This window comes from Mycobacterium sp., assembly GCF_049280035.1.
GTDB lineage: Bacteria > Actinomycetota > Actinomycetes > Mycobacteriales > Mycobacteriaceae > Mycobacterium.
The window spans coordinates 1-19,607 of sequence record NZ_JBAPPI010000291.1; the positions used below are offsets into that span (position 1 = coordinate 1).

The window sequence follows — 19,607 nt, forward strand, 5'->3', positions numbered from 1 at the left end:
AACGCGCCGCGGCGGCGACCGCCACGAGCACCGCGCGGAAACCGTCGGCCGTGCCATCGTCTCGCACGTACACCGCCTCATCGGACACCGCCACCGCCGCGTCGCTGCCGGCCGTCAGCCAGACCGCGGGGAGCTCAGCCGGAACAATCAGCACCGTGACCGCGTCCAGGGCATCGAACGCCCCGGGATGCCGGCGAACCCAGTCCTCGGTAAGCGCCACCGCTTCGGCCCCCGACGTCTGCACCTGCCCGATCAGGTCCTCGCCGGACGCCGAACCGAACCGGCACAACACCCGCAGCGGTGCCTCGGTCGCCACGGTGTGTGCGGCATAGTCCTCCAACGCTTCCACCGCCTCGGCCATGGCGGCCAGGTCGGGCACTTGATCGGCCCCCAGCTCCAGCCGTGAGTGGGCATCGGTCTCCAAAATCCGCGACAGCAGGATTTCACCCGGGCTGCGCCCGGCCAACGCCACGTCAGCCAACCGCAATAACCGCTCGGTCATCCAGCCCGGCGCCGCGTCCGCGACCACCAGCACGCGGTAGATCTGTTCGGCGCCCAGCTCGGCCTTGATGGCGGCTTCGATGTCGCGTTGCACCGCCTTGTCCGGGTAGACGATCCGCAGCAGCGGTTCGGTGATCACCGTGGTGAGCAGCGCCATCACCACCATCATCGTGAACATCTCGGTGTCAAGGACACCGAGATGCTTGCCGATCAGCAGAATCACCAACTCGGTCAGCCCGCGGGTGTTCATCAACACCGCGATCGCGGCGCTGTGCTGGAAGCTCATCCGCTGTGTGCGGGCACCGGCGAAAGCGCCGCCGAACTTGCCGCCGATAGCCACCGCCAGAATCAACACGAGCTGCCACAGCAGGCCCGGATCCCTGAACGCGCGCAGGTTTACCCCGAAACCGGCCACCACAAAGAAGATTGGCAGCAGCAGCAAGACGCTGACCTGTTCGATCCGCTCGAGGATCTCGCGGCGGAACTCGTGCGCATCCGCCCGCGGCATGATTGCGCCGAACAAAAATGCGCCGAAAATCTCGTGTATACCGATTCTTTCGGTGATCAACGCCGACAACAGCACGCCGACGAGGACGATCGCCAGCATATCGGGGGTTACCCGGCCGGCCCGCCGGTACCAGTTCATCATCCGCGCCAGCAGCGGCCGCACGACCACGAACATCACCGTCACAAACAGCGCCGACACCGCGACGATGCGCACCACCGACCCCAGACCGTTGCCCTTGACCACCGCGTACACAAAAGCCAGCAACGTCCAAGCCAGGATGTCGTCGACCGCCGCGGCCGCAAGCGCCACAACCCCGATGCTGGTGCGGTTCATGTGACGTTCGGCCAGAATCCGCGCCAGCACCGGAAACGCGGTGATGGACATCGCCACACCCATGAACAGCATCAAGCCCAGCAGCGGCACCTTCTTGCCGTCGACCACGTCGTGCATCGGATAAAGACTCACTGTCAACAACGCGCCCAGCGCAAACGGCGCGACGATCGAGGCCAGCGAAATCGTGCCGGCGCGCCGCTGGTGGCCGCGGATCAGCGCGATGTCGAGCTCCAGACCGACGATGAACATGAACAGCACCAGCCCGAGCTCGGCCAGGATTTTGAGATACGGCTGCACATCGACGGGAAAAAGCCGGGTGTCGAAGTGGCCGGGCAACAGGCCCAGCAGACTCGGGCCGAGAGCGATCCCCGCGACGATTTCGCCGATCACCGCGGGCTGGCGGAACCTGCGCGCCACCCACCCGAACAGGCGCGCCAGCGCGACGATCACCGCAATGTCGAGCAGGACATACGGGAATACCGCAATCACGGCCAACAGTGCACCATAATCAGCTTGACCGCCGCACCGGTTCCGCAACCGTCGGCACCCGACTAAGGACGCCCCGATGCCCGCCGACACAGACTCCGTCCCCGCCGCAATCGCCGACTACCGGATCCTGGGCGTGCTCGGCGAAGGCAACAACGGCCGGTTCTACCTCGCCGAACCGCCCACGCGCCTCGGCCTTTCCACTGACCGGGTGGCCGTCAAGGTGTTCACCGCCCCGGTCAGCACGGATGCGTACCGGCGCGGCGTGCGTGAGTTGCGCGCGTTCGCGGCGGTGCCCTCCCCGAGGCTGGTGCGCATCTACGACGTCGTGCTGGAGGACAATTTCTTCTACGCGATGGAGTACTTCCCGATCGGCTCGCTGGCCTCGCCGGCGCGTCCTGTGTCACGATCAGAGATCCTGCACGCCCTCGAGCACGCCGCGCGCGCCGTCCACGAGCTACACGAGCACGGGTTGGTGCACGCCGACATCAAGCCCTCCAACGTGATGCTCACCGCCGACGGCGCCAAGCTGTCGGATCTGGGACTGGCGCGGGTGCTCAACTCTGCGGCGACGGTGACAAGTTTCGCGCCGGAGACCTCCGTCGAATTCCTGGACCCCTCCCTGCTGCACGGCGAAATCCCTTCCCGCGCAACGGATATCTGGTCGCTTGGCGCAACGATCAACCGGTCGCTGTCGGGGGAGGGCTTGTACGGGGATCTGCCGGTGGGTCAGCCCATGCTAGCCATCCGCACGGTGATGTCGGCACATCCGCGGATATCGGGCAAGCTGACCGCCGCTGAAAGCGAACTGGTCCAGCGCTGCCTCGCCCCAGCTGAAACGCGGCCGGCGACCGCCGCCGAGGTCAGCGACGCGCTGGCCGCCCTGCGGTAGCCGCCGAAAAAGGGCGTTCCTCGAAACGTCATGCGCCCGGGTGCGAGCCCGAATGCCACCCGTTCGTGGCTCACAGCCGCAGCCGCTCAGTCGGCGAGCGATGCCTCGCCGGCCGTCGCTCGGCCCGCCGCTCTGCTTGCGCCACCGCCTCTTTCGGAGCTTCGGCCGACGTGTTGCCCGGACAACCCGCGCGGCAGCCCCTGCGCCCGCCGGGCGGCGCACATCTTTCGCCGCGTGGTTGAGTCCGGGTGTCGCCAATGGTCGGGCGACGTCAAAATGGGAAACTAACATCGCTGATGACCGCAGACTTGGGAGCGCGATGACCGGAACTCGTCTCAGGTACGGTCTGCTGGGACCGTTGCTGATGACCGTGGCTGGCACGCCCGTGGCATTGGGGACGCCGAAACAGCGGGCAATACTGGCCATGCTGCTGATCAACCGGAATCGCGCCATCGGCACGGAGTCATTGATCGACGCCGCCTGGGACCAGTCACCGGTGTCAGCAGCACGTACCAGCATCCACTCCTATGTGTCTAACCTGCGGCGCGTACTAGCCGACGCCGGGGCTAATCCCTACGAAGTGTTGGCCAGCGCACCGCCGGGTTATCGACTCAGCGTCGCTGAGGGCGATTGCGATATGGACCGCTTCATCACCGAGAAGACCGCGGGGATGAACGCTGCCGCAGCGGGACGATTCGATCAGGCCAGTGGCCACTTTTCGGCCGCGCTGAACGAATGGCGCGGGGCGGCGCTTGATGACTTACGCGACTTCGCTTTCGTCGAGGCGTTCGCCACCGCGCTGACCGAAGACTATATGTTGGTCCAAATCGCCCGTGCAGAAGCCGAAATCGCGTCCGGACGTGCCAGCGCCGTCATCGGTGAACTCGAAGCACTCGCCGCCAACCATCCCTATCGTGAACCGCTGTGGGCCAAGCTCATCACCGCCTATTACGTTGCTGAACGCCAATCCGACGCCCTAGAGGCCTATCGACGACTCAAAACGGTGCTGGCCGAGGATCTGGGTATCGACCCGGGACCCACACTTAACGCCCTGCACGCGCGAATCCTGCGTCAGGAGCGGCTGGACATAAAAGAGGGCGCCAAGACCACCGCCAGGCGCGCCATGTCCACCGCACGCACCGTGTTCACCGGCCAGTCCGTTGTCGCCGGGTTGCGTGACGGCGCCGGGCGGCACTATCCGTTACAAGCGGCCGCCACCCGCATAGGGCGCCTTCCGGATAACGACATCATTCTGGACGACGACGATGTCAGCAGGCACCACGCCGTAATCATCGATACCGGAGGCAGTTTCGTGATTACCGATTTGAGGTCGGCCAACGGCGTGCAAGTGCAGCACCTGCAACTGCGTCCCAGCGCCACCCTTGCCGACGGTGACCTCATCAACATCTGCGGCCACGAGTTCACCTTCGAGATCCAACGACGATGAGACTCAACGCCTGACCCACCTGAGCCGAGCGCTGCGACATTTACAAAAGAGATCAACCGTCGGCTATCGCCGACCACACGAACACGCCAAGAATCTTCCAAGCCGTCGGCTGAAACCTATGGGTAGCCGGCCGCGAGGTCCGGCCGTAGCGACCCACTCAAGCACTCCGACCCGGACATCGTCCCGGAGAAAGCGAAAGAAGATGATGACGACACAACCACAGCCGGCTGGCTGGTACCCCGACCCCACCGTCAAGCGCGGCCAGAAGTATTGGGACGGCAACGAATGGGAGCAAGACCTGGGCCCCGCACCCGAGGCGCAGCCCCGCCCGTTGCCCGAAACTCAAGCCTTCGTCGACCACGCCCGTCAGCAGTCGCCGGGCAACGGGCACCTCTACAAGAATCCGGTCCTTTATGCAATTGGCGGCCTCTTTTTTCCACCTCTGGTCCTTTTCCTCATGGGAGGGAGCAGGGCGACCTGCGCCTGGATGGCAGGTCTCTGGGTCCTCTTCTGGATCACCATCTGGTTTTTCGGTATCGGAGTAATCTTTGCGCTTGCCGTCGACAGCTGGTCGGTGATGGCCTGCTACCAAGAGGCCGTCAAGCAGAACAAAGCCCTCGGTTTGGCTTAGCGCCGACATCACCCAACGGCACGGCTAATGCTGACGCCCCGCCCGTCACGCCGAGCGGGCCTCCTGTGCGGCACGGAGCCGCTCCAGCGCCTGGCGTACTTGCGAGCCATCGGTCGTCGGCCAGAACGGCGGCAGGGAGGCGCGCAGGTAGCCGCCGTAGCGTGCGGTGGCCATCCGGGAGTCCAGCACCGCGACCACGCCTCGGTCGTCGACGCCACGCAGTAGCCGCCCGGCGCCTTGCGCCAGCAACAGCGCGGCGTGGCTGGCGGCGACGGCCATGAACCCGTTGCCGCCGTGCGCGGCTACCGCACGCTGCCGGGCGGACAGCAGTGGATCGTCGGGCCGCGGAAATGGAATGCGGTCGATGATGACCAACGACAACGACGGGCCGGGCACGTCGACGCCCTGCCACAGCGACAGCGTGCCGAACAACGACGTCTCCGCATCGGCGGCGAACTGCTCGACAAGCGCGGCGGTGCTGTCGTCGCCTTGGCACAACACCGGTGTCGAAAGTCTTTCGGCCATGGCCTCGGCCGCGGCGCGGGCCGCCCGCATCGACGAGAACAACCCGAGCGTTCGCCCGCCCGCCGCGGTGACGAGGTCGGCGATCTCGCTCAGCTGCTCGGCCGTGCCGGTGCCGTCGCGCCCGGGCGGGGGCAAATGCGCGGCGACGTAGAGGATCCCGGCTTTGGCGTGCTGGAACGGTGATCCGACATCGATTCCGCACCAACGCGTTTCGGCGTCAGCCTGCGGGTCGGCCAGGCCCCAGGCCGTCGCCATCGCGTCGAAGGAACCGCCGACGGTCAGTGTCGCGGACGTCAAGACCGCAGTCGACCCGGCGAATAACCGGTCGCGCAGCAGTCCGGCCACCGACAGCGGCGCCACTCGTAGCACGGCACGCGTCGAACCCCGGTTGTCTTCTTGGTCCAGCCACACCACGTCGGTCCGGTCGGGGATCGCCGGCGCGAACGACATCAGCATCCGCGATGCGGTGTCGGCGATCTCGGTGAGGCTGGCGACGGCCTCGGTGCGCGCCGACGCGGCCTTGGTATCGGCCGGGGAAGTGTCGATCGCCGAACGCGCTGCGCTGGCTGCATCTCGCAGCGCGGTGAGATGAGTCGCCAGCTCGTCGTCGAGGTGGTCAATGCGACCTGCAGTGGCGTTCTGGATTGCCGCGGTGAACCTGGTGGACGCCCCTTCCCACCGCTGCATCAGTTCCGGTTCGACCAGTCTGGTGATGCGCCGCGAGGCGACTCCGAGCGCGGTCGACGTCAATTCGCCGCTGGCCACCCCGGTCACTCGGTCCACCAGATCGTGTGCCTCGTCGACGACCAGCAGCTGGTGTTCTGGCAGCACGGCCGAGTCGGCGACGGCGTCGATGGCCAGCAGTGCGTGGTTGGTGACGACGATGTCGGCTCGGCCGGCTGTGGCGCGGGCGCGTTCGGCGAAGCATTCGGTGCCGAACGGGCAGCGTGCCATGCCGAGGCATTCCCGCGCGGACACGCTGACCTGCGACCAAGATCGGTCGGCTACACCAGGTTTGACGTCGTCGCGGTCACCGGACTCCGTCGTCGACGCCCAGGCGGTGAGCCGTTGCACGTCGCGACCCAACGCGGTGGCCGCCTGCGGCTCGAAAAGCTCGTCTTGCGGTTCGTCATCTGAACTCGCTGCCGATCCATTGTGAATCTTGTTCAGGCACAAGTAATTCTGGCGGCCCTTCAGCAGCGCGAATCGCGGCGCGCGGGGCAGCGCATCGGTGAGCGCATCGGCCAGCTGGGGCAGATCGCGATTGACCAGCTGGCGCTGCAGGGCGATCGTCGCGGTGGACACCACGACCGGCGTGTCCTCGGAGACGGCGCGAACAATCGCCGGAACAAGGTAAGCCAACGACTTTCCGGTGCCGGTTCCCGCCTGTACCGCCAGGTGCTCGCCGGTTTCGAAGGCGTGGGCGACCGCCGTGGCCATCTGCAGTTGGCCGCTGCGCTCGCTGCCGCCCAGCGCCGCCACCGCGGTGGCCAGCAGCTCAGGCACTGACACCGGCAACTCGTCGGGCGTGGCTACTCCTGTTGGTCGATGGGCTGACGTCGGGCCGGGATTTGCGTCGTGGGAATCGCCGGATCGCCGTGCGACAACATCAGACCCTCCCACGGCAAGCTTCGCAAGCCCGACGTCACCAGGTCGCGCGCCGCGCCCAAATCCACATCAATCACCGGCTGCCCATCGCGCACCAGTGGAATCGTCAACACCCGAGACGGTTCAGTGGTCGGGGGCCGGCGTCCCGCGGGATGCACGATCTCCTCGGTGATCGTGCCGGTCGGACGACGCAGCCGAAGCGCCTCCTTGTGGCCGCCGTGCGACTCTTTCCGGGGGCTGCGCTTCTCGACCGGAACGCCGTCCACTTCGACCAGCTTGTAGATCATGTTCGCCGTCGGCGCGCCCGACCCGGTCACTAGCGAAGTGCCAACCCCGTAGCTGTCGACAGGTTCGGCCCGCAATCCGGCGATGGCGAATTCATCCAGGTCACCGGACACGACAATGCGGGTCTGGGTCGCCCCCAGCCGGTCGAGCTGCTCGCGGACCTGACGAGCCAGCACGCCCAAGTCCCCGGAGTCGATTCGCACCGCCCCAAGCCCGGTGCCGGCGGCCGCCACTGCGTTGTCCACACCTGTCGTCACGTCGTAGGTGTCGACCAGAAGCGTGGTGCCGGGACCGAGTGCGTCGACCTGTGCTGTGAACGCGGCCAGCTCGTCGGGCGCCTCGGGGCCGGTGTGTAGCAGGGTGAACGCGTGCGCGCTGGTGCCTTCCGTCGGAACGCCGTAGCGACGGCGGGCCTCCAGGTTGGATGACGCGGCGAAGCCGGCAATGTAGGCAGCGCGGGCCGCGGCGACTGCGGCGCGCTCATGGGTGCGCCGTGAGCCCATTTCGATCAACGGTCGCCCCTCGGCTGCGCTGACCATTCGCGCGGCGGCCGATGCAACGGCGCTGTCGTGGTTGAAGATCGACAGCGCGAGCGTCTCGAGCACCACACATTCAGCGAAGCTGCCGTGCACCGAAAGCACCGGCGAGCCAGGGAAATACAGTTCGCCCTCGGCATAGCCGTCGACATCACCGCCAAAGCGATACTCGCGCAGGTAGGCCAACGTGTCGCGGTCGAGAAATTCCGCCAGCGATTCGCACGCGATGTCGTCGAACCTGAATTCAGGCAGAGCTTCCAAAAATCGGCCCGTCCCGGCCACCACCCCGTAGCGGCGCCCGTCGGGCAGCCGGCGGGCGAACAGCTCAAACGTGGTCCGGCGATCCGCGGTGCCATCGCGCAGCGCCGCTGCCAGCATGGTCAACTCGTACCTGTCGGTCAGCAGCCCGGCGAAACCCGAGTCGTTCACATCGCAACGGTATCGGGTTCGTTGCTGCGGCTCGCTATCCTAGAAGCCATGGTTGCGTCAGCCCCGACAAAGCCGGGAACCACCGGGCAACGGGAAGCCGACCCGGTCGAGACCACCGCCGCTCCCTGGGTGACCATCGTGTGGGACGATCCGGTCAACTTGATGAACTATGTGACGTATGTCTTCCAGAAGCTGTTCGGCTACAGCGAGCCGCACGCCACCAAGCTGATGTTGCAGGTCCACAACGAAGGCAAAGCCGTGGTGTCGGCGGGCAGCCGCGAATCCATGGAGACCGACGTGTCCAAGCTGCATGCGGCCGGGTTGTGGGCCACCATGCAGCAGGACCGCTGAGACCGAGGGCATCCGGGTCTCCACGTGCGCAAGTGGAAGCGGGTTGAGACCGCTGACGGTCCCCGTTTTCGGTCCGCGCTGGATTCGCATGAGGCGACCTTGCTCAAGAATCTGGTCGACTCGATGATCGGACTGCTCGACGAACGGGAATCATCGTCGCCGCCAGACGAACTTGAGCAAATCACCGGCATGAAGACCGGCAACTCCGACCCCCCTGACAATGCGACGCTGCAACGGCTGCTGCCGGACTTCTCGAAGCCCGACGACGCCGCCTCTGAAGCGATCGAGAGTCTGAATGCAGCCCTGCGCAGCCTGCGCGAGCCAGAAATCATCGCCGCCAAACGTGTTGCGGCACAACAGCTGTTGGCTACAGTGCCCGACGACGGCGGTCGATTCGAGCTGACCGAAGATGACGCGAACGCCTGGATCGCTGCCGTAAACGACCTCCGGCTGGCACTGGGCACCATGCTCGATATCCGCCCCGAGGGCCCCGATCGACTGCCCGAGGACCATCCGATGGCCTCGCACCTCGACGTCTATCAATGGCTGACCTTCCTGCAGGAGTACCTGGTCTTAGCGCTGATGGAGTCGCGATGAACTCGATCACCGACGTCGGGGGGATCCTGGTCGGCCACCACCACCGGCTGGACCCCGACGTGACGACGGGTGCCGGTTGGGCGCGCGGCGTCACGGTTGTCCTGACGCCGCCCGGCACGGTGGGCGCCGTGGATTGCCGCGGCGGTGCGCCCGGCAGCCGGGAGACCGATCTGCTCGATCCGGTCAACAGCGTGCGTTATGTGGACGCGGTGCTGATCGCCGGGGGCAGCGCCTACGGATTAGCGGCCGCGGACGGAATCATGAGCTGGCTCGAGGAGCGCAACCGCGGCGTGGCGATGGCTGGCGGGGTGGTACCGATCGTGCCGGGCGCGGTGATCTTCGATCTGGACGTCGGCGACTGGAGCCACCGGCCGACGGCCGAGTTCGGCTACGCCGCCTGTCAGGCGGCCGGCGCCGACGTCGCGGTGGGCACGGTCGGTGCTGGAGCGGGGGCGTGCGCTGGTGTGCTGAAGGGCGGTGTGGGGACCGCGTCGACGACGCTGTCGTCGGGGGTGACCGTCGGGGCGCTGGTCGCGGTGAACTCCGCGGGCAATGTCGTGGACCAGGCGACCGGCCTGCCGTGGCTGAGCTACCTGGCCGACGAGTTGGGTCTGACGGCGCCGCCCGATGAGCAGCTCGCTGCGCTCGCGGAGCTCGAATCCCCGCTGAGCTCGCTGAATACCGCGGTCGCGGTGGTCGCGACCGATGCCGCGCTGAGCCCGGGCGCCTGCCGACAGGTTGCCAGCACCGCTCACGATGGACTCGCCCGCAGCATCCGGCCGGCGCATACCCCGGTGGACGGCGACATGGTGTTCGCGCTGGCCACCGGCGCCGTCGAGGTGGCGCCGTCGGCCGACACGCCGGCCGCGTTCTCGCCGGAGACGCCGCTGGTCACCGCGGTAGGCGTTGCGGCGGCTGACTGCCTGGCCCGCGCGGTGCTGGTCGGTGTCATCGCCGCCCAGTCGGTCGCCGGAATACCGACCTACCGGGACCTGTTGCCCGGGGCGTTCCAGCGACGCGCCGGCGACGATAGAGAAACAGAGCGATGAGGTGGGGGTCCCCCGCGTGCGGGGGCGACATTGCCTTCGTGGTAGCCGACGCCTGGTGGAAGTATCTGTCCACCGGCGCCTACGCCGGTAGTTTGGAGGAAGCGGAAGACGCTTTAGAAGGGCAGCTATGAGCATGACCACACCGGTGGGGCAACCGAAGAAGCGCTCCCCGTGGCTGGTCGGCGGAGCCACGATCATCAGCTTCGTGGCGCTGCTCTACATCGTCGAGCTGTTCGACTCGATGGACCACCACAAGCTGGATCAGAACGGCATCCGGCCGCTGGAGGCCGACGGTCTTTGGGGCATTTTGTTCGCTCCGCTGCTGCACGCGAACTGGGCGCATCTGATCGCCAACACCGGGCCCGCGCTGGTGCTGGGTTTTCTGGTGACCCTGGCCGGGATGTCGCGGTTCCTGTGGGCGACGGCGATCGTGTGGATCGTCGGCGGTTTCGGTACCTGGCTCATCGGCAGGGTGGGATCGTCGTGCGGCCTGGAGACCGATCACATCGGCGCCTCGGGGCTGATCTTCGGCTGGTTGACCTTCCTGCTGGTGTTCGGATTCTTCACCCGCTCGACCTGGCAGATCGTCATCGGGATCCTGGTACTGCTCGGCTACGGCGGGGTCCTGTGGGGCGCCGTGCCGGTGCTCAACGTGTGCGGTGGTGTGTCCTGGCAGGGACATCTCTGCGGAGGCATTGCCGGCGTGCTGGCCGCCTACCTGTTGTCCAGCCCGGAACGCAAGGCCCGGGAACATCGGCGTGCCTCGCCGCGATCAGCGACGTGAGCCGGCATGAGTAATGCATTAGCGCCCATCGGGGTGTTCGACTCCGGTGTCGGCGGGTTGACGGTGGCGCGCGCCATCATCGATCAGCTGCCCGACGAGGACATCATCTACGTCGGCGACACCGGCAACGGTCCCTACGGGCCGCTGACGATTCCCGAGATTCGCGGGCATGCGCTGGCCATCGGCGACGACCTCGTCGACCGCGGAGTCAAGGCTTTGGTGATCGCCTGCAATTCGGCATCCTCGGCCTGCCTGCATGACGCGCGGGAACGCTACGACGTGCCCGTCGTCGAAGTGATTCTGCCCGCGGTGCGTCGCGCCGTCGCCGCAACTCACACTGGCCGCATCGGTGTGATCGGCACCCAGGCCACCGTCGCCTCGGGCGCCTATCAGGACGCGTTCGCCGCCGCCCGCGACACCGAGATCACCGCGGTGGCCTGCCCACGGTTCGTCGATTTTGTCGAGCGTGGCATCACCAGTGGGCGCCAGGTGCTCGGATTGGCCGAGGGCTATCTCGAGCCGCTGCAGCGCGCCGGTGTCGACACGCTGGTGCTGGGCTGTACGCACTATCCGCTGCTTTCCGGACTGATTCAGCTGGCAATGGGCGAGTCCGTCACGCTGGTCTCCAGCGCCGAGGAGACCGCAAAAGAGCTGCTCCGGGTGCTCACAGAACTTGAACTGCTGCGACCGCATGACGCCCCGCCCGCCACCCGGGTGTTCGAAGCCACCGGCGACCCCGAGGCGTTCACCAAACTTGCGGCTCGATTTCTCGGCCCAGCGGTCACCGGCGTTGAACCCGTTCGTCACACCCACGTTTCCTAGGTATGCAGATGATTCTGATCACCCAATGCGGCAATGTTTTCTCCATCGTGATGCCCGGCGTGGCACAGTAGTGACCGTGCGAATCACCGTGCTGGGCTGCTCCGGGAGCGTCGTCGGCCCGGACTCGCCGGCATCGGGTTATCTGCTCAGGGCGCCGGACACTCCGCCATTTGTCATCGACTTCGGTGGGGGCGTGCTCGGAGCGCTGCAGCGGCACGCCGATCCGGGGTCGGTGCACGTGTTGTTGTCGCATCTGCACGCCGATCACTGCCTTGACCTACCGGGATTGTTTGTCTGGCGCCGTTATCACCCGACGCCTCCTACCGGCAAGGCGTTGATGTACGGCCCGAGTGACACCTGGTCGCGGCTCGGCGCGGCTTCATCGCCCTACGGCGGCGAGATCGACGACTGCTCCGACATCTTCGACATCAAGCATTGGGTCGACGGTGAGGCCGTCAAAGTCGGCGCGCTGACGGTTTTGCCGCGGGTGGTGTGTCATCCCACTGAGTCGTTTGGCCTGCGCATCACCAATCCCGAGGGCGCGACGTTTGTGTACAGCGGTGACACCGGCTACTGCGACACCATCATCGAGTTGGCCCGCGACGCCGACGTCTTTTTGTGCGAGGCGTCGTGGACAGATTCGCCCGACCGTCCGCCGAACCTGCACCTGTCGGGCACCGAGGCGGGCCGGATCGCGGCCGCGGCCGGGGTAGGGGAGCTGTTGCTCACCCACATCCCGCCGTGGACCTCCCGTGAAGACGTGATCAGCGAGGCGAAGGCCGAATTCGGCGGCCCGGTGCATGCAGTGGTCTGCGGCGAGACGTTCAATGTCGGCCGCTCCTGATCGGCTAACCGCGCGCTAGGGTTGGCGGCGTGTCCAAACGAGAAGACGGCCGCCTCGACGATGAGCTTCGACCGGTTGTCATCACCCGCGGGTTCACCTCGCACCCGGCGGGTTCGGTGGTGATCGAGTTCGGCCAGACCAAAGTCATGTGCACGGCAAGCGTCACCGAGGGCGTGCCCCGTTGGCGCAAGGGGTCAGGCTTGGGCTGGCTCACCGCCGAATACGCGATGCTGCCCTCGGCCACTCACACTCGCGGAGACCGCGAATCGGTGAAGGGCCGCCTGTCCGGCCGCACTCAAGAGATCAGCCGACTGGTCGGCAGGTCGCTGCGGGCCTGCATCGACCTGGCGGCGTTGGGGGAGAACACTATTGCGGTCGACTGCGATGTGTTGCAGGCCGACGGGGGCACTCGCACCGCAGCGGTCACGGGTGCTTATGTTGCGCTGGTCGATGCGGTGACCTACCTGTCTGCGGCCGGCAAGCTGTCCGATCCGCGGCCGCTGTCGTGTGCGATCGCGGCGGTCAGCGTCGGCGTGGTCGACGGCCGGGTGCGGGTGGACCTGCCCTACGAGGAAGACGCCCGCGCCGAGGTCGACATGAACGTCGTCGCGACCGACACCGGGACCTTGGTCGAAGTCCAGGGGACCGGCGAGGGTGCGACGTTCCCGCGGTCGACGCTCGACAAGCTGCTCGACGCCGCCCAGGGCGCCTGCGACAAGCTCTTTGTGGCCCAGCGCGAGGCGTTGGCGTTGCCGTATCCGGGGGTGTTGCCGGAAGGGCCCGCGCGTGAGAAGGCGTTCGGAAGCTGACCCGGCTGCTGGTTGCCAGCCGCAACCGCAAGAAACTGGTCGAGCTGCGTCGGGTGTTGGATGCGGCCGCGCTGACGGGACTGACGTTGGCGTCACTGTCCGACGTGCCGCCGTTCGACGAAGCGCCAGAAACCGGTGCGACCTTCGAGGACAACGCGTTGGCCAAGGCCCGCGACGGGTTCGCCGCGACGGGGCTGCCGACCGTCGCCGACGACTCGGGGTTGGAGGTGGCCGCGCTGAACGGCATGCCCGGCGTGTTGTCGGCGCGGTGGTCGGGCGTGCATGGCGACGACGCCGGCAACACCGCGCTGCTGTTGGCGCAGCTGCATGATGTGCCCGATGAGCGACGGGGTGCGGCCTTCGTGTCGGCGTGCGCGCTGGTGTCGGAGTCAGGTGAGTTTGTCGTCCGCGGCGAGTGGCCCGGCTTTATCGCGCGAGAGCCGCGCGGCGACGCGGGCTTCGGCTACGACCCAGTCTTTATTCCGGACGGTTCCAATTGCACTGCAGCACAGCTGAGTCCGGCCGACAAAGACGCGGCGTCGCATCGCGGTCGCGCGCTTGCTTTATTGCTGCCGGCGCTGCGGGCGCTGGCAGACTCATAAGTTGAATTGCGCCTTGATGTTTCGGGTCTGGAAGTGCTCGACGATGATCCCAACCAGCGGAATAGTCCCGGCTAATAGCACGCCGATCGTCTTGCCGATCGGCCACCGAACCTTGACGGCAAGGTTGAAAGCCGCCAGTACATAAGTGATATAAACCCAGCCGTGCACGAACGCGATCCAGCGGATTTCGTGATGGAAGACCAGATGCGAAACGATTTCGTAGCACAGCGCGATGAGCCAGATACCCGTCGTCCACGCCATCACGCGGTAGCCCAGCAGCGCTGTGCGGATCTTTTCGACGGGCGTAACCTGCCGCGCTTCGGGCGTCTCGGGTGTGGTCATGCGGTGGTCCTGTTCTGTTTTTCAGCGTCGCGCTTTGCGAGCTCGGCGAGGTAAGCGTTGTACTCCTGTAGCGCGGGATCGTCGGGCTGGTGCCCTACAGGTGTGGGCCGCTCGGGCAGCAATCCGTCGGGCACTTCGGTCATTTCGCGGTCCGTCGCCAGTTCTGGTGGCGCCTCCTCGTAGCGGACGAACTTGCGGTAGGCGTACACACAGAATCCGGCGAACAGCGGCCACTGCATCGCATATCCCAGGTTCTGAAAGGTGCCCGAGGCCGACTGAAATCTTGTCCACTGCCACCAGCCCAACGCGAGGCAACCGCCGGCCGCGAGGATCACCAGCGCAATGAGCGCGGGTCTCCGACGACGTGTAGTGGACACCCCTAGAAGGTACTCCGGAGCTGGTCGGCGGGGCCCATCACGCCTTCGGTCCGACGAATTCGTCAAGGCGCGCCACGGCGGCTTTGCGGTAGACCGCGACCTCGAACCAGCGCGGCCGCGTCCACGGAATACCAAGTTCATCGAGCGCCGCGCAGAAGAGCCCGCGGATGTCGTGGGATCGGTTGGAGAAGTGGTAGCGGACGCTTCGGACACCGCGATCGTTCGCCACGACGCGGCAGCCGTCGCTGTCGATAAGGCCGCGAACGAATTCCTCGGTGGCCTCCTTGACGAGCACTTCCTGCCAAGGCTCCAACCTGATCGGCCTCAAGTGCTTTCTACCGGGCCCGTGTTGAGGCAGAAGGCACGGCCAGTGCTTCGAGTAGAGCGAGACCTGGGTGCAATTATTGGGACGGCGTAGCGTCGCCGCCCGCTGGCCCGGCATCAGTGCGTCCATGGCCTCGCGGCAGCGCTCGATAATCCCGGGGTATTTGTCGTCGAGAACGATTCTTAGCCGCCAGGCTCGAGGGTGCCTTGAGATGCATCCGTCACCTAAGTACAGACCGAGTAGATAGCTGTACGCCTTCGCCGGTAGGCGGGAGAAATCGTGGGTGCATGGTGGCCCACGCCGATCTCTAGATCGAAGCTGCGGTCGGCATCGCCAGTCGCGCACCGTGCATCGCGGAATGCCGGTCTGACGGGCGATCGCGCAGTCATTCACACCAGCAGCGATGAGGCGCTGTACGGCGTCGAACTCTTCTGCGGATCGCATCCTTTCGCCCCTTTCACCGCCAACGTAGGAGGGGCCACCGACAGATTCATCGGTGATCGAAGCGGTACGATCGCGGGGCGCGCGGGCGTGGTGGAATTGGCTTACACGCCGGCTTTAGGTGCCGGTGCTCGAGAGAGCATGAGGGTTCGAGTCCCTCCGCCCGCACCGATGTGGCGACCACTGCCTGTCCAAGGGACTCGTGGAGAAGATCGCAGATCCCGCACCGGCGTGAGCGATTGAATCTGATCTGGCCCAGAGCGATTTGCTAGCAACCACAGCAGCTGCACGCACGCCAGTGAAATGCGTCACGATCACCTCAGATCGGGCAGTGTTCGCACCGCTCAGGCGTTAGCAGACGGTAACGGTCACTAAATCGGACGTTGACCTTTACGGCTAGCGAGGCTGACATGCGGCAGAGCACCATCAGCGGAGACCAAGGGACCCGTTACCCAGTCGCCGAGACGCTTTGGATCCTCGCTGGCATTATCTTGATGCTCGCCTTCGGGGACGGTTTGACGCTCTTGGTTCTCGCGTTCGCGATTGTGGCGATTACCGCAGCCTGGTGGGGCTACCGCAACGTTGAGCATGGCGTGCACGGCAAGGGCCACGCAATGATCATGATCCCGGCGTTTGTCTTTGCCGCCGCCGCGGTGGTCGCGGGGTTGGCGCTCGCTGCGCCGGCGCAGGCCGCGAGCATCGACAGCCGTTTCGACATCTGTGCGGCACTGCGGAATGGCACGAGCCTGGCCACCATCGAAACCACCCTTGAGGCCCGTGGCTACAGCGCTTCTAACGCTGGCGCCCTAACCGGCACCACCATCCGTCAGCAATGCCCGGATCAGGCCGCCGGTGTGATGGCGCAGATAACCCGGTAGCGCGGTTAGACCCCACCCGACCTTCCACCTGTCACCATTGACAGTGTGAGCGCCGCGATTGTGGTGGTACTAATCCTCTTGGCTATAGGCATCGTGGTCGGGAGCCTTCTTCGGCTCAGGAAGTGGCTGCAGAACTCGCCTCCGTTGCCCCGACCCGAAGAGCCGCCTGAGGACAACTGATCGGCGTCGCTCAGCAGCCCACCTCGATCTTGAATGGCGCCGTGAACGAGACGCGTGGATCGTTGAGCTTAGATCCTTCGGCCGTGCCCGTGATGGTGTAGGTGCCATTGGCGAAAACGGCTTTCGCATCACCCGCTCCGGCATCGGAGACGCCGGTGAAGCCCGCGAAGTTGTTGAAGTTGACCGATTCGAGCTTCGGCTTTTCGGAATCGAGCTTGAGTAACACCTGAACAGTTGCAGGCGCGGCGGTGATGTTCGCGGTCAACAACCACTGAACCTGATTACAGGTGACGGCGTGCGAGGTGCGGGTGTTGTTGTCCACCGTGATTCGAGCGGTTTGCTGCGCCACCTTGTCCGAACGCATAAAGCACCCCGCGCAGGATGCCACCACCACTAGAACGGTCACCGCCGCTGTGACGAACCGGCCTCCCACCGTGCACCTCCAATCCGACAGCCGCTTGGATGCGTGTTCTCGTCGCAGCCTTTTTCTACCAGCCGCAAGGCCGTCTTCGGGACTAAATGTGCGCGGCTCACTAGGTGAGCGAGATCCGGCCCATCAGCAAGTCGATGATGGGCTTGCCGGCTGCGAACGTTCCGGTATTCGATGAATTGACGTGCCCGTAGTCGACAAGCAGGGTGACGCCGTTGATACCGGCGGCGGCGTCACTGTTCAGAAACGCCATCACGTTGCCCATCTGCTCGGGCGTGTGGACCTGGGCGCCGGTGGCCTCCCGGTAGTCCTGCGCGAAGGTCAGCCACAGGTCAGCGTTGGCTCGGGCAAGGGGAGTATCCGTCGGGCCGGGGCAGATCGCGTTGATCCGCACACCCTTGGCCAGGAATGGAAATGCGTGCGTCGCAACATAGGTGTTGATGGCCTGCTTGCTGGTGCCGTAATGGCCAAACCCATCCGCCTCGTGCGCCTTGACCCAGGCGTCCGCCGACTCGAAGTCGGGCGTGGCCAAGAACTCCTGAAGTCGCGGCAAATCGCTTTCCCATCCAATGCCGGCCACCGAGGAGATGAAACAGATCGCCCCACCGCGGTTCAGTTGACCGTTGTTCATCAGCCGGTCGATCACATGCCGATGGCCGATGAAATTGATCTTCATCAGGTCGGGGCCGTCGGCGATTCCGGCGGCGGAGAAAAGGGCGTCGACGGGTCCGCCGACCTGCTCGAGTGCGCTGTCGATCGACGCCGGGTCCCGAAGGTCTACCTGGATCCCGCGGCCCAGGCTGGAGTCGACCGGTGCGTAATCCATGTTGATGACCTCGGCTCCGAGGGCACCGACGATTTTCGCCGCCGCGGCGCCCATGCCGGTGGCACCTCCGACTACCAGCGCCCGCTTGCCGTCATAGCGGAACTGCTCGATACCAGTCATTTCTATCCTCTCTGGGCACGCCAACAGTAAAGGCTCCGGTGTACTTTACGGGGAACAGATATTTGGTACAACAAGGCTGGTCAACGGCGCACACCGCAAGTATCGTGCACGCTGCAGCCACCAGTGGGTGTTTGATGAAGTCGATCGCGTTCTTACTTGCGTCTGCCGCGCTCTGCGGCGCCGCGCACCACGGTGTCACGGGCATTGATCAGCGCCGCATGCTTGCCTTGCGCCCGCACGATGTTCTCCGGCATCCACAGGATGTCCATCACGCAGCGCGACAGCATCGCGAGGGACGGCGGGTCCTCAATTCGGATGTCGCCGGACTGGATTCCTTCTGACAACAGCGCCCGCAGCTGTCGCAGTCGCATGATGAACGCCACCCCCGGATTAGGCGTGTCTGGCGGCGACTGGCGCATCCAGGCCAGTTGGATCTTCCACTCGTCGGGAAATTGGTCCAACGCGTTGATGTTGACCCAGCTCAGCGCATCTAGTTTCTCAACCGGGGTGGCGTCGGCGCGCAGAACAGCGGCGAATCCGCCGCCGGCTTTCCTGCCGAAAGACTCCATGATCGAGGCGAGGAGTTGGTCTTTCGACCCGATCAGCCGATACACGGTCCCGGTGCCCAGTCCGGCCGCGGAAGCGATGTCCCTGATGGTGGTGACCTCGTAGCCTTTTCGGCCGAACTCGGCTCGTGCTACAGCGCGGACATGGGCGGCTTTGTCGTTGGCCTCGGACTCACCTTCATCGCTCCATGTCTTGATCGCTGCCTCGGCGGCCGCGAAGGCAGGGGAGCGATCCAATTCCCGATCACTCTGGGGTCGACTGGCCAGACCATGCAACATGATGCGGCACAACACGACTGCCGTCTGGTCGGCTGCGGCGGTGTGCCGAATGATGTCGAGTCCGACGTGCATCATCGTCTGGCAGATCCGGTCGGCCAGTATGGGGAGATCGATATCGGATCTGATGTAGCCACTCCACCTACCGGCGCGCAGCATTTGCAGCATCGCCTGCTGGACAGCGGTGGGCGGTGTCTGAAGCAGTTTCACGAGCTCCGGATTTGCACTCGGCGCCTCATAGAACGACATCTGCAGGGCGGCGCGATGTTGCACCGCGCAGCGCGCGATCGCAGTTCCCAACTCAAAGATCTCGTCAGCGGCGGAGTCCGAGTCGGGCTTGTCCAATTTCTCGTGGGCGATCTCGCCGATGCGGTCCAAGTCGGCGTAGTACCGGCGAACCAGCTCGACGAGAATCGCTTCTTTCGATTCGAAATGGTGATACAGGCTTCCCGGCAAAATGCCCGCGGCGTCGGCAATCTCCTGCAGGGACGTTCGCAAGCCTGAGGAGGCAATCAATGACGCCGCAGTTTGCAGGATTTCGGTCCGGCGAGTGCCGTCGTCGTACGCGCCTGCGCGCCCCTTTGCCGGCGTCATCTGAGAACGTCCGGCTCGGCCAGCCCGAACCACCGAATCGGCATCGGGCAAGTCTAGGCGCGCGGAGTTCCGAGCGGCTGCAGCCTCGGATGGTTGCTGAAGCCCCACGACACCTCCCTGGTCGTGATTTGTTGCCGACCGACCGAATATTTGGTTTACGCTACCAGGTTGCTACAGCGGCGGGCCGCTCCAGCGGTCGACGGCGACGACTTC

The 19,607-nt window shown here is 65.5% G+C and carries 21 protein-coding genes, 1 tRNA gene and 1 pseudogene; 14 read left to right on the forward strand and 9 right to left on the reverse strand.

Translation table 11 applies throughout. From position 1 onward, the window contains the following. Positions 1-1,831 (reverse strand): cation:proton antiporter (locus tag WAN71_RS09710; RefSeq protein WP_422225145.1); only part of this gene is annotated, 1,831 nt, incomplete at its 3' end. Between the two features lie 76 nt (positions 1,832-1,907). Between WAN71_RS09710 and WAN71_RS09715 the strand changes: the two genes are divergently transcribed. The 3 genes from WAN71_RS09715 to WAN71_RS09725 all read left to right on the forward strand — a co-directional run bounded on the left by WAN71_RS09715 (position 1,908) and on the right by WAN71_RS09725 (position 4,798). Next, complete coding sequence (locus WAN71_RS09715; RefSeq protein WP_422225127.1) at positions 1,908-2,720, forward strand: serine/threonine-protein kinase; 813 nt, start codon at positions 1,908-1,910, stop codon at positions 2,718-2,720. 319 nt (positions 2,721-3,039) lie between these two features. Further along, positions 3,040-4,167: a BTAD domain-containing putative transcriptional regulator gene (locus WAN71_RS09720; protein WP_422225128.1), complete on the forward strand. Its 1,128-nt coding sequence runs from the start codon at positions 3,040-3,042 to the stop codon at positions 4,165-4,167. A 205-nt stretch (positions 4,168-4,372) separates the two neighbouring features. Further along, positions 4,373-4,798 carry a DUF2510 domain-containing protein gene (locus WAN71_RS09725; RefSeq protein WP_422225129.1) on the forward strand — a complete coding sequence of 142 codons (426 nt, stop codon included), beginning with the start codon at positions 4,373-4,375 and terminating at the stop codon, positions 4,796-4,798. Between the two features lie 45 nt (positions 4,799-4,843). Here the strand turns inward: WAN71_RS09725 and WAN71_RS09730 are convergent, their stop codons facing one another. Both WAN71_RS09730 and WAN71_RS09735 read right to left on the reverse strand, forming a co-directional pair. Beyond that, complete coding sequence (locus WAN71_RS09730) at positions 4,844-6,841, reverse strand: ATP-dependent DNA helicase (RefSeq protein ID WP_422225130.1); 1,998 nt, start codon at positions 6,839-6,841, stop codon at positions 4,844-4,846. Positions 6,842-6,855: 14 nt separating this feature from the next. Next, positions 6,856-8,130 (reverse strand): nicotinate phosphoribosyltransferase, encoded by a 1,275-nt coding sequence (locus WAN71_RS09735; protein ID WP_422225146.1) that lies wholly within the window; start codon positions 8,128-8,130, stop codon positions 6,856-6,858. Positions 8,131-8,229: 99 nt separating this feature from the next. Here WAN71_RS09735 and clpS point away from each other — a divergent pair, with 99 nt between their 5' ends. From clpS to WAN71_RS09780, 9 genes and pseudogenes are all read left to right on the forward strand, one after another. Further along, positions 8,230-8,532: an ATP-dependent Clp protease adapter ClpS gene (gene clpS, locus WAN71_RS09740; RefSeq protein ID WP_422225131.1), complete on the forward strand. Its 303-nt coding sequence runs from the start codon at positions 8,230-8,232 to the stop codon at positions 8,530-8,532. Positions 8,533-8,556: 24 nt separating this feature from the next. Beyond that, entirely contained in the window at positions 8,557-9,129 is a 573-nt protein-coding gene (locus WAN71_RS09745) for a DUF2017 domain-containing protein (protein ID WP_422225132.1), read from the forward strand. Then, positions 9,126-10,178, forward strand: coding sequence for a P1 family peptidase (locus tag WAN71_RS09750; protein ID WP_422225133.1), 1,053 nt, complete (start codon positions 9,126-9,128; stop codon positions 10,176-10,178). The genes WAN71_RS09745 and WAN71_RS09750 overlap by 4 nt, the downstream gene beginning before the upstream one ends. Positions 10,179-10,198: 20 nt before the next feature. Next, positions 10,199-10,309, forward strand: a pseudogene (cysM, locus tag WAN71_RS09755) (cysteine synthase B); the annotation flags it as partial. After that, positions 10,306-10,962, forward strand: coding sequence for a rhomboid family intramembrane serine protease (locus tag WAN71_RS09760; protein ID WP_422225134.1), 657 nt, complete (start codon positions 10,306-10,308; stop codon positions 10,960-10,962). The pseudogene cysM and the gene WAN71_RS09760, both read left to right, overlap by 4 nt. Before the next feature lie 6 nt (positions 10,963-10,968). Continuing rightward, positions 10,969-11,784, forward strand: a complete 816-nt coding sequence (gene murI, locus WAN71_RS09765; RefSeq protein WP_422225135.1) for a glutamate racemase — start codon at positions 10,969-10,971, stop codon at positions 11,782-11,784. Between the two features lie 70 nt (positions 11,785-11,854). Continuing rightward, positions 11,855-12,628 carry a cyclic nucleotide-degrading phosphodiesterase gene (locus WAN71_RS09770; protein ID WP_422225136.1) on the forward strand — a complete coding sequence of 258 codons (774 nt, stop codon included), beginning with the start codon at positions 11,855-11,857 and terminating at the stop codon, positions 12,626-12,628. A 29-nt stretch (positions 12,629-12,657) separates the two neighbouring features. Next, a complete protein-coding gene (gene rph / locus WAN71_RS09775) occupies positions 12,658-13,437 on the forward strand; it encodes a ribonuclease PH (RefSeq protein ID WP_422225137.1) in 780 nt (259 codons plus the stop codon). Next, entirely contained in the window at positions 13,434-14,039 is a 606-nt protein-coding gene (locus WAN71_RS09780; RefSeq protein WP_422225147.1) for a non-canonical purine NTP pyrophosphatase, read from the forward strand. Before rph ends, WAN71_RS09780 begins: the two co-directional genes overlap by 4 nt. Here the strand turns inward: WAN71_RS09780 and WAN71_RS09785 are convergent. The 3 genes from WAN71_RS09785 to WAN71_RS09795 are packed head-to-tail and all read right to left on the reverse strand — an operon-like array spanning position 14,034 to position 15,071. Beyond that, the gene (locus WAN71_RS09785) at positions 14,034-14,381 is read right to left on the reverse strand and encodes a DUF3817 domain-containing protein (protein WP_422225138.1); all 348 of its coding nucleotides are present in this window, start codon (positions 14,379-14,381) and stop codon (positions 14,034-14,036) included. The two genes, WAN71_RS09780 and WAN71_RS09785, sit on opposite strands and share 6 nt — an antisense overlap. Further along, positions 14,378-14,758, reverse strand: a complete 381-nt coding sequence (locus WAN71_RS09790; RefSeq protein WP_422225139.1) for a hypothetical protein — start codon at positions 14,756-14,758, stop codon at positions 14,378-14,380. The genes WAN71_RS09785 and WAN71_RS09790 overlap by 4 nt, the downstream gene beginning before the upstream one ends. Positions 14,759-14,795: 37 nt before the next feature. Then, positions 14,796-15,071: a hypothetical protein gene (locus WAN71_RS09795; RefSeq protein WP_422225140.1), complete on the reverse strand. Its 276-nt coding sequence runs from the start codon at positions 15,069-15,071 to the stop codon at positions 14,796-14,798. Positions 15,072-15,608: 537 nt separating this feature from the next. On the opposite strand from WAN71_RS09795, the gene WAN71_RS09800 reads away from it, so the two are divergent. Together WAN71_RS09800 and WAN71_RS09805 are read left to right on the forward strand one after the other, a co-directional pair. Next, a tRNA-Leu gene (locus WAN71_RS09800) sits at positions 15,609-15,692 on the forward strand. Positions 15,693-15,934: 242 nt separating this feature from the next. Continuing rightward, positions 15,935-16,402 carry a hypothetical protein gene (locus tag WAN71_RS09805; protein ID WP_422225141.1) on the forward strand — a complete coding sequence of 156 codons (468 nt, stop codon included), beginning with the start codon at positions 15,935-15,937 and terminating at the stop codon, positions 16,400-16,402. Between the two features lie 190 nt (positions 16,403-16,592). Here the strand turns inward: WAN71_RS09805 and WAN71_RS09810 are convergent, their stop codons facing one another. The 3 genes from WAN71_RS09810 to WAN71_RS09820 all read right to left on the reverse strand — a co-directional run bounded on the left by WAN71_RS09810 (position 16,593) and on the right by WAN71_RS09820 (position 19,394). Next, positions 16,593-17,015 (reverse strand): lipoprotein LpqH, encoded by a 423-nt coding sequence (locus tag WAN71_RS09810; protein WP_422225142.1) that lies wholly within the window; start codon positions 17,013-17,015, stop codon positions 16,593-16,595. A 100-nt stretch (positions 17,016-17,115) separates the two neighbouring features. Beyond that, entirely contained in the window at positions 17,116-17,958 is an 843-nt protein-coding gene (locus WAN71_RS09815; protein ID WP_422225143.1) for an SDR family oxidoreductase, read from the reverse strand. A 152-nt stretch (positions 17,959-18,110) separates the two neighbouring features. Continuing rightward, positions 18,111-19,394 carry a TetR/AcrR family transcriptional regulator gene (locus tag WAN71_RS09820; protein ID WP_422225144.1) on the reverse strand — a complete coding sequence of 428 codons (1,284 nt, stop codon included), beginning with the start codon at positions 19,392-19,394 and terminating at the stop codon, positions 18,111-18,113. Between the last annotated feature and the right edge of the window lie 213 nt (positions 19,395-19,607).

Excerpts from the sequence above, each read along its gene's own strand:
- WAN71_RS09750 (WP_422225133.1), top strand. The coding sequence starts at position 9,126 with ATGAACTCGATCACCGACGTCGGGGGGATCCTGGTCGGCCACCACCAC.
- murI (WP_422225135.1), top strand. The coding sequence starts at position 10,969 with ATGAGTAATGCATTAGCGCCCATCGGGGTGTTCGACTCCGGTGTCGGC.
- WAN71_RS09715 (WP_422225127.1), top strand. The coding sequence starts at position 1,908 with ATGCCCGCCGACACAGACTCCGTCCCCGCCGCAATCGCCGACTACCGG.
- WAN71_RS09815 (WP_422225143.1), bottom strand. The coding sequence starts at position 17,958 with ATGACTGGTATCGAGCAGTTCCGCTATGACGGCAAGCGGGCGCTGGTA.
- clpS (WP_422225131.1), top strand. The coding sequence starts at position 8,230 with ATGGTTGCGTCAGCCCCGACAAAGCCGGGAACCACCGGGCAACGGGAA.
- WAN71_RS09820 (WP_422225144.1), bottom strand. The coding sequence starts at position 19,394 with ATGACGCCGGCAAAGGGGCGCGCAGGCGCGTACGACGACGGCACTCGC.
- WAN71_RS09760 (WP_422225134.1), top strand. The coding sequence starts at position 10,306 with ATGAGCATGACCACACCGGTGGGGCAACCGAAGAAGCGCTCCCCGTGG.
- WAN71_RS09805 (WP_422225141.1), top strand. The coding sequence starts at position 15,935 with ATGCGGCAGAGCACCATCAGCGGAGACCAAGGGACCCGTTACCCAGTC.
- WAN71_RS09785 (WP_422225138.1), bottom strand. The coding sequence starts at position 14,381 with ATGACCACACCCGAGACGCCCGAAGCGCGGCAGGTTACGCCCGTCGAA.
- WAN71_RS09720 (WP_422225128.1), top strand. The coding sequence starts at position 3,040 with ATGACCGGAACTCGTCTCAGGTACGGTCTGCTGGGACCGTTGCTGATG.
- WAN71_RS09735 (WP_422225146.1), bottom strand. The coding sequence starts at position 8,130 with ATGCTGGCAGCGGCGCTGCGCGATGGCACCGCGGATCGCCGGACCACG.
- WAN71_RS09725 (WP_422225129.1), top strand. The coding sequence starts at position 4,373 with ATGACGACACAACCACAGCCGGCTGGCTGGTACCCCGACCCCACCGTC.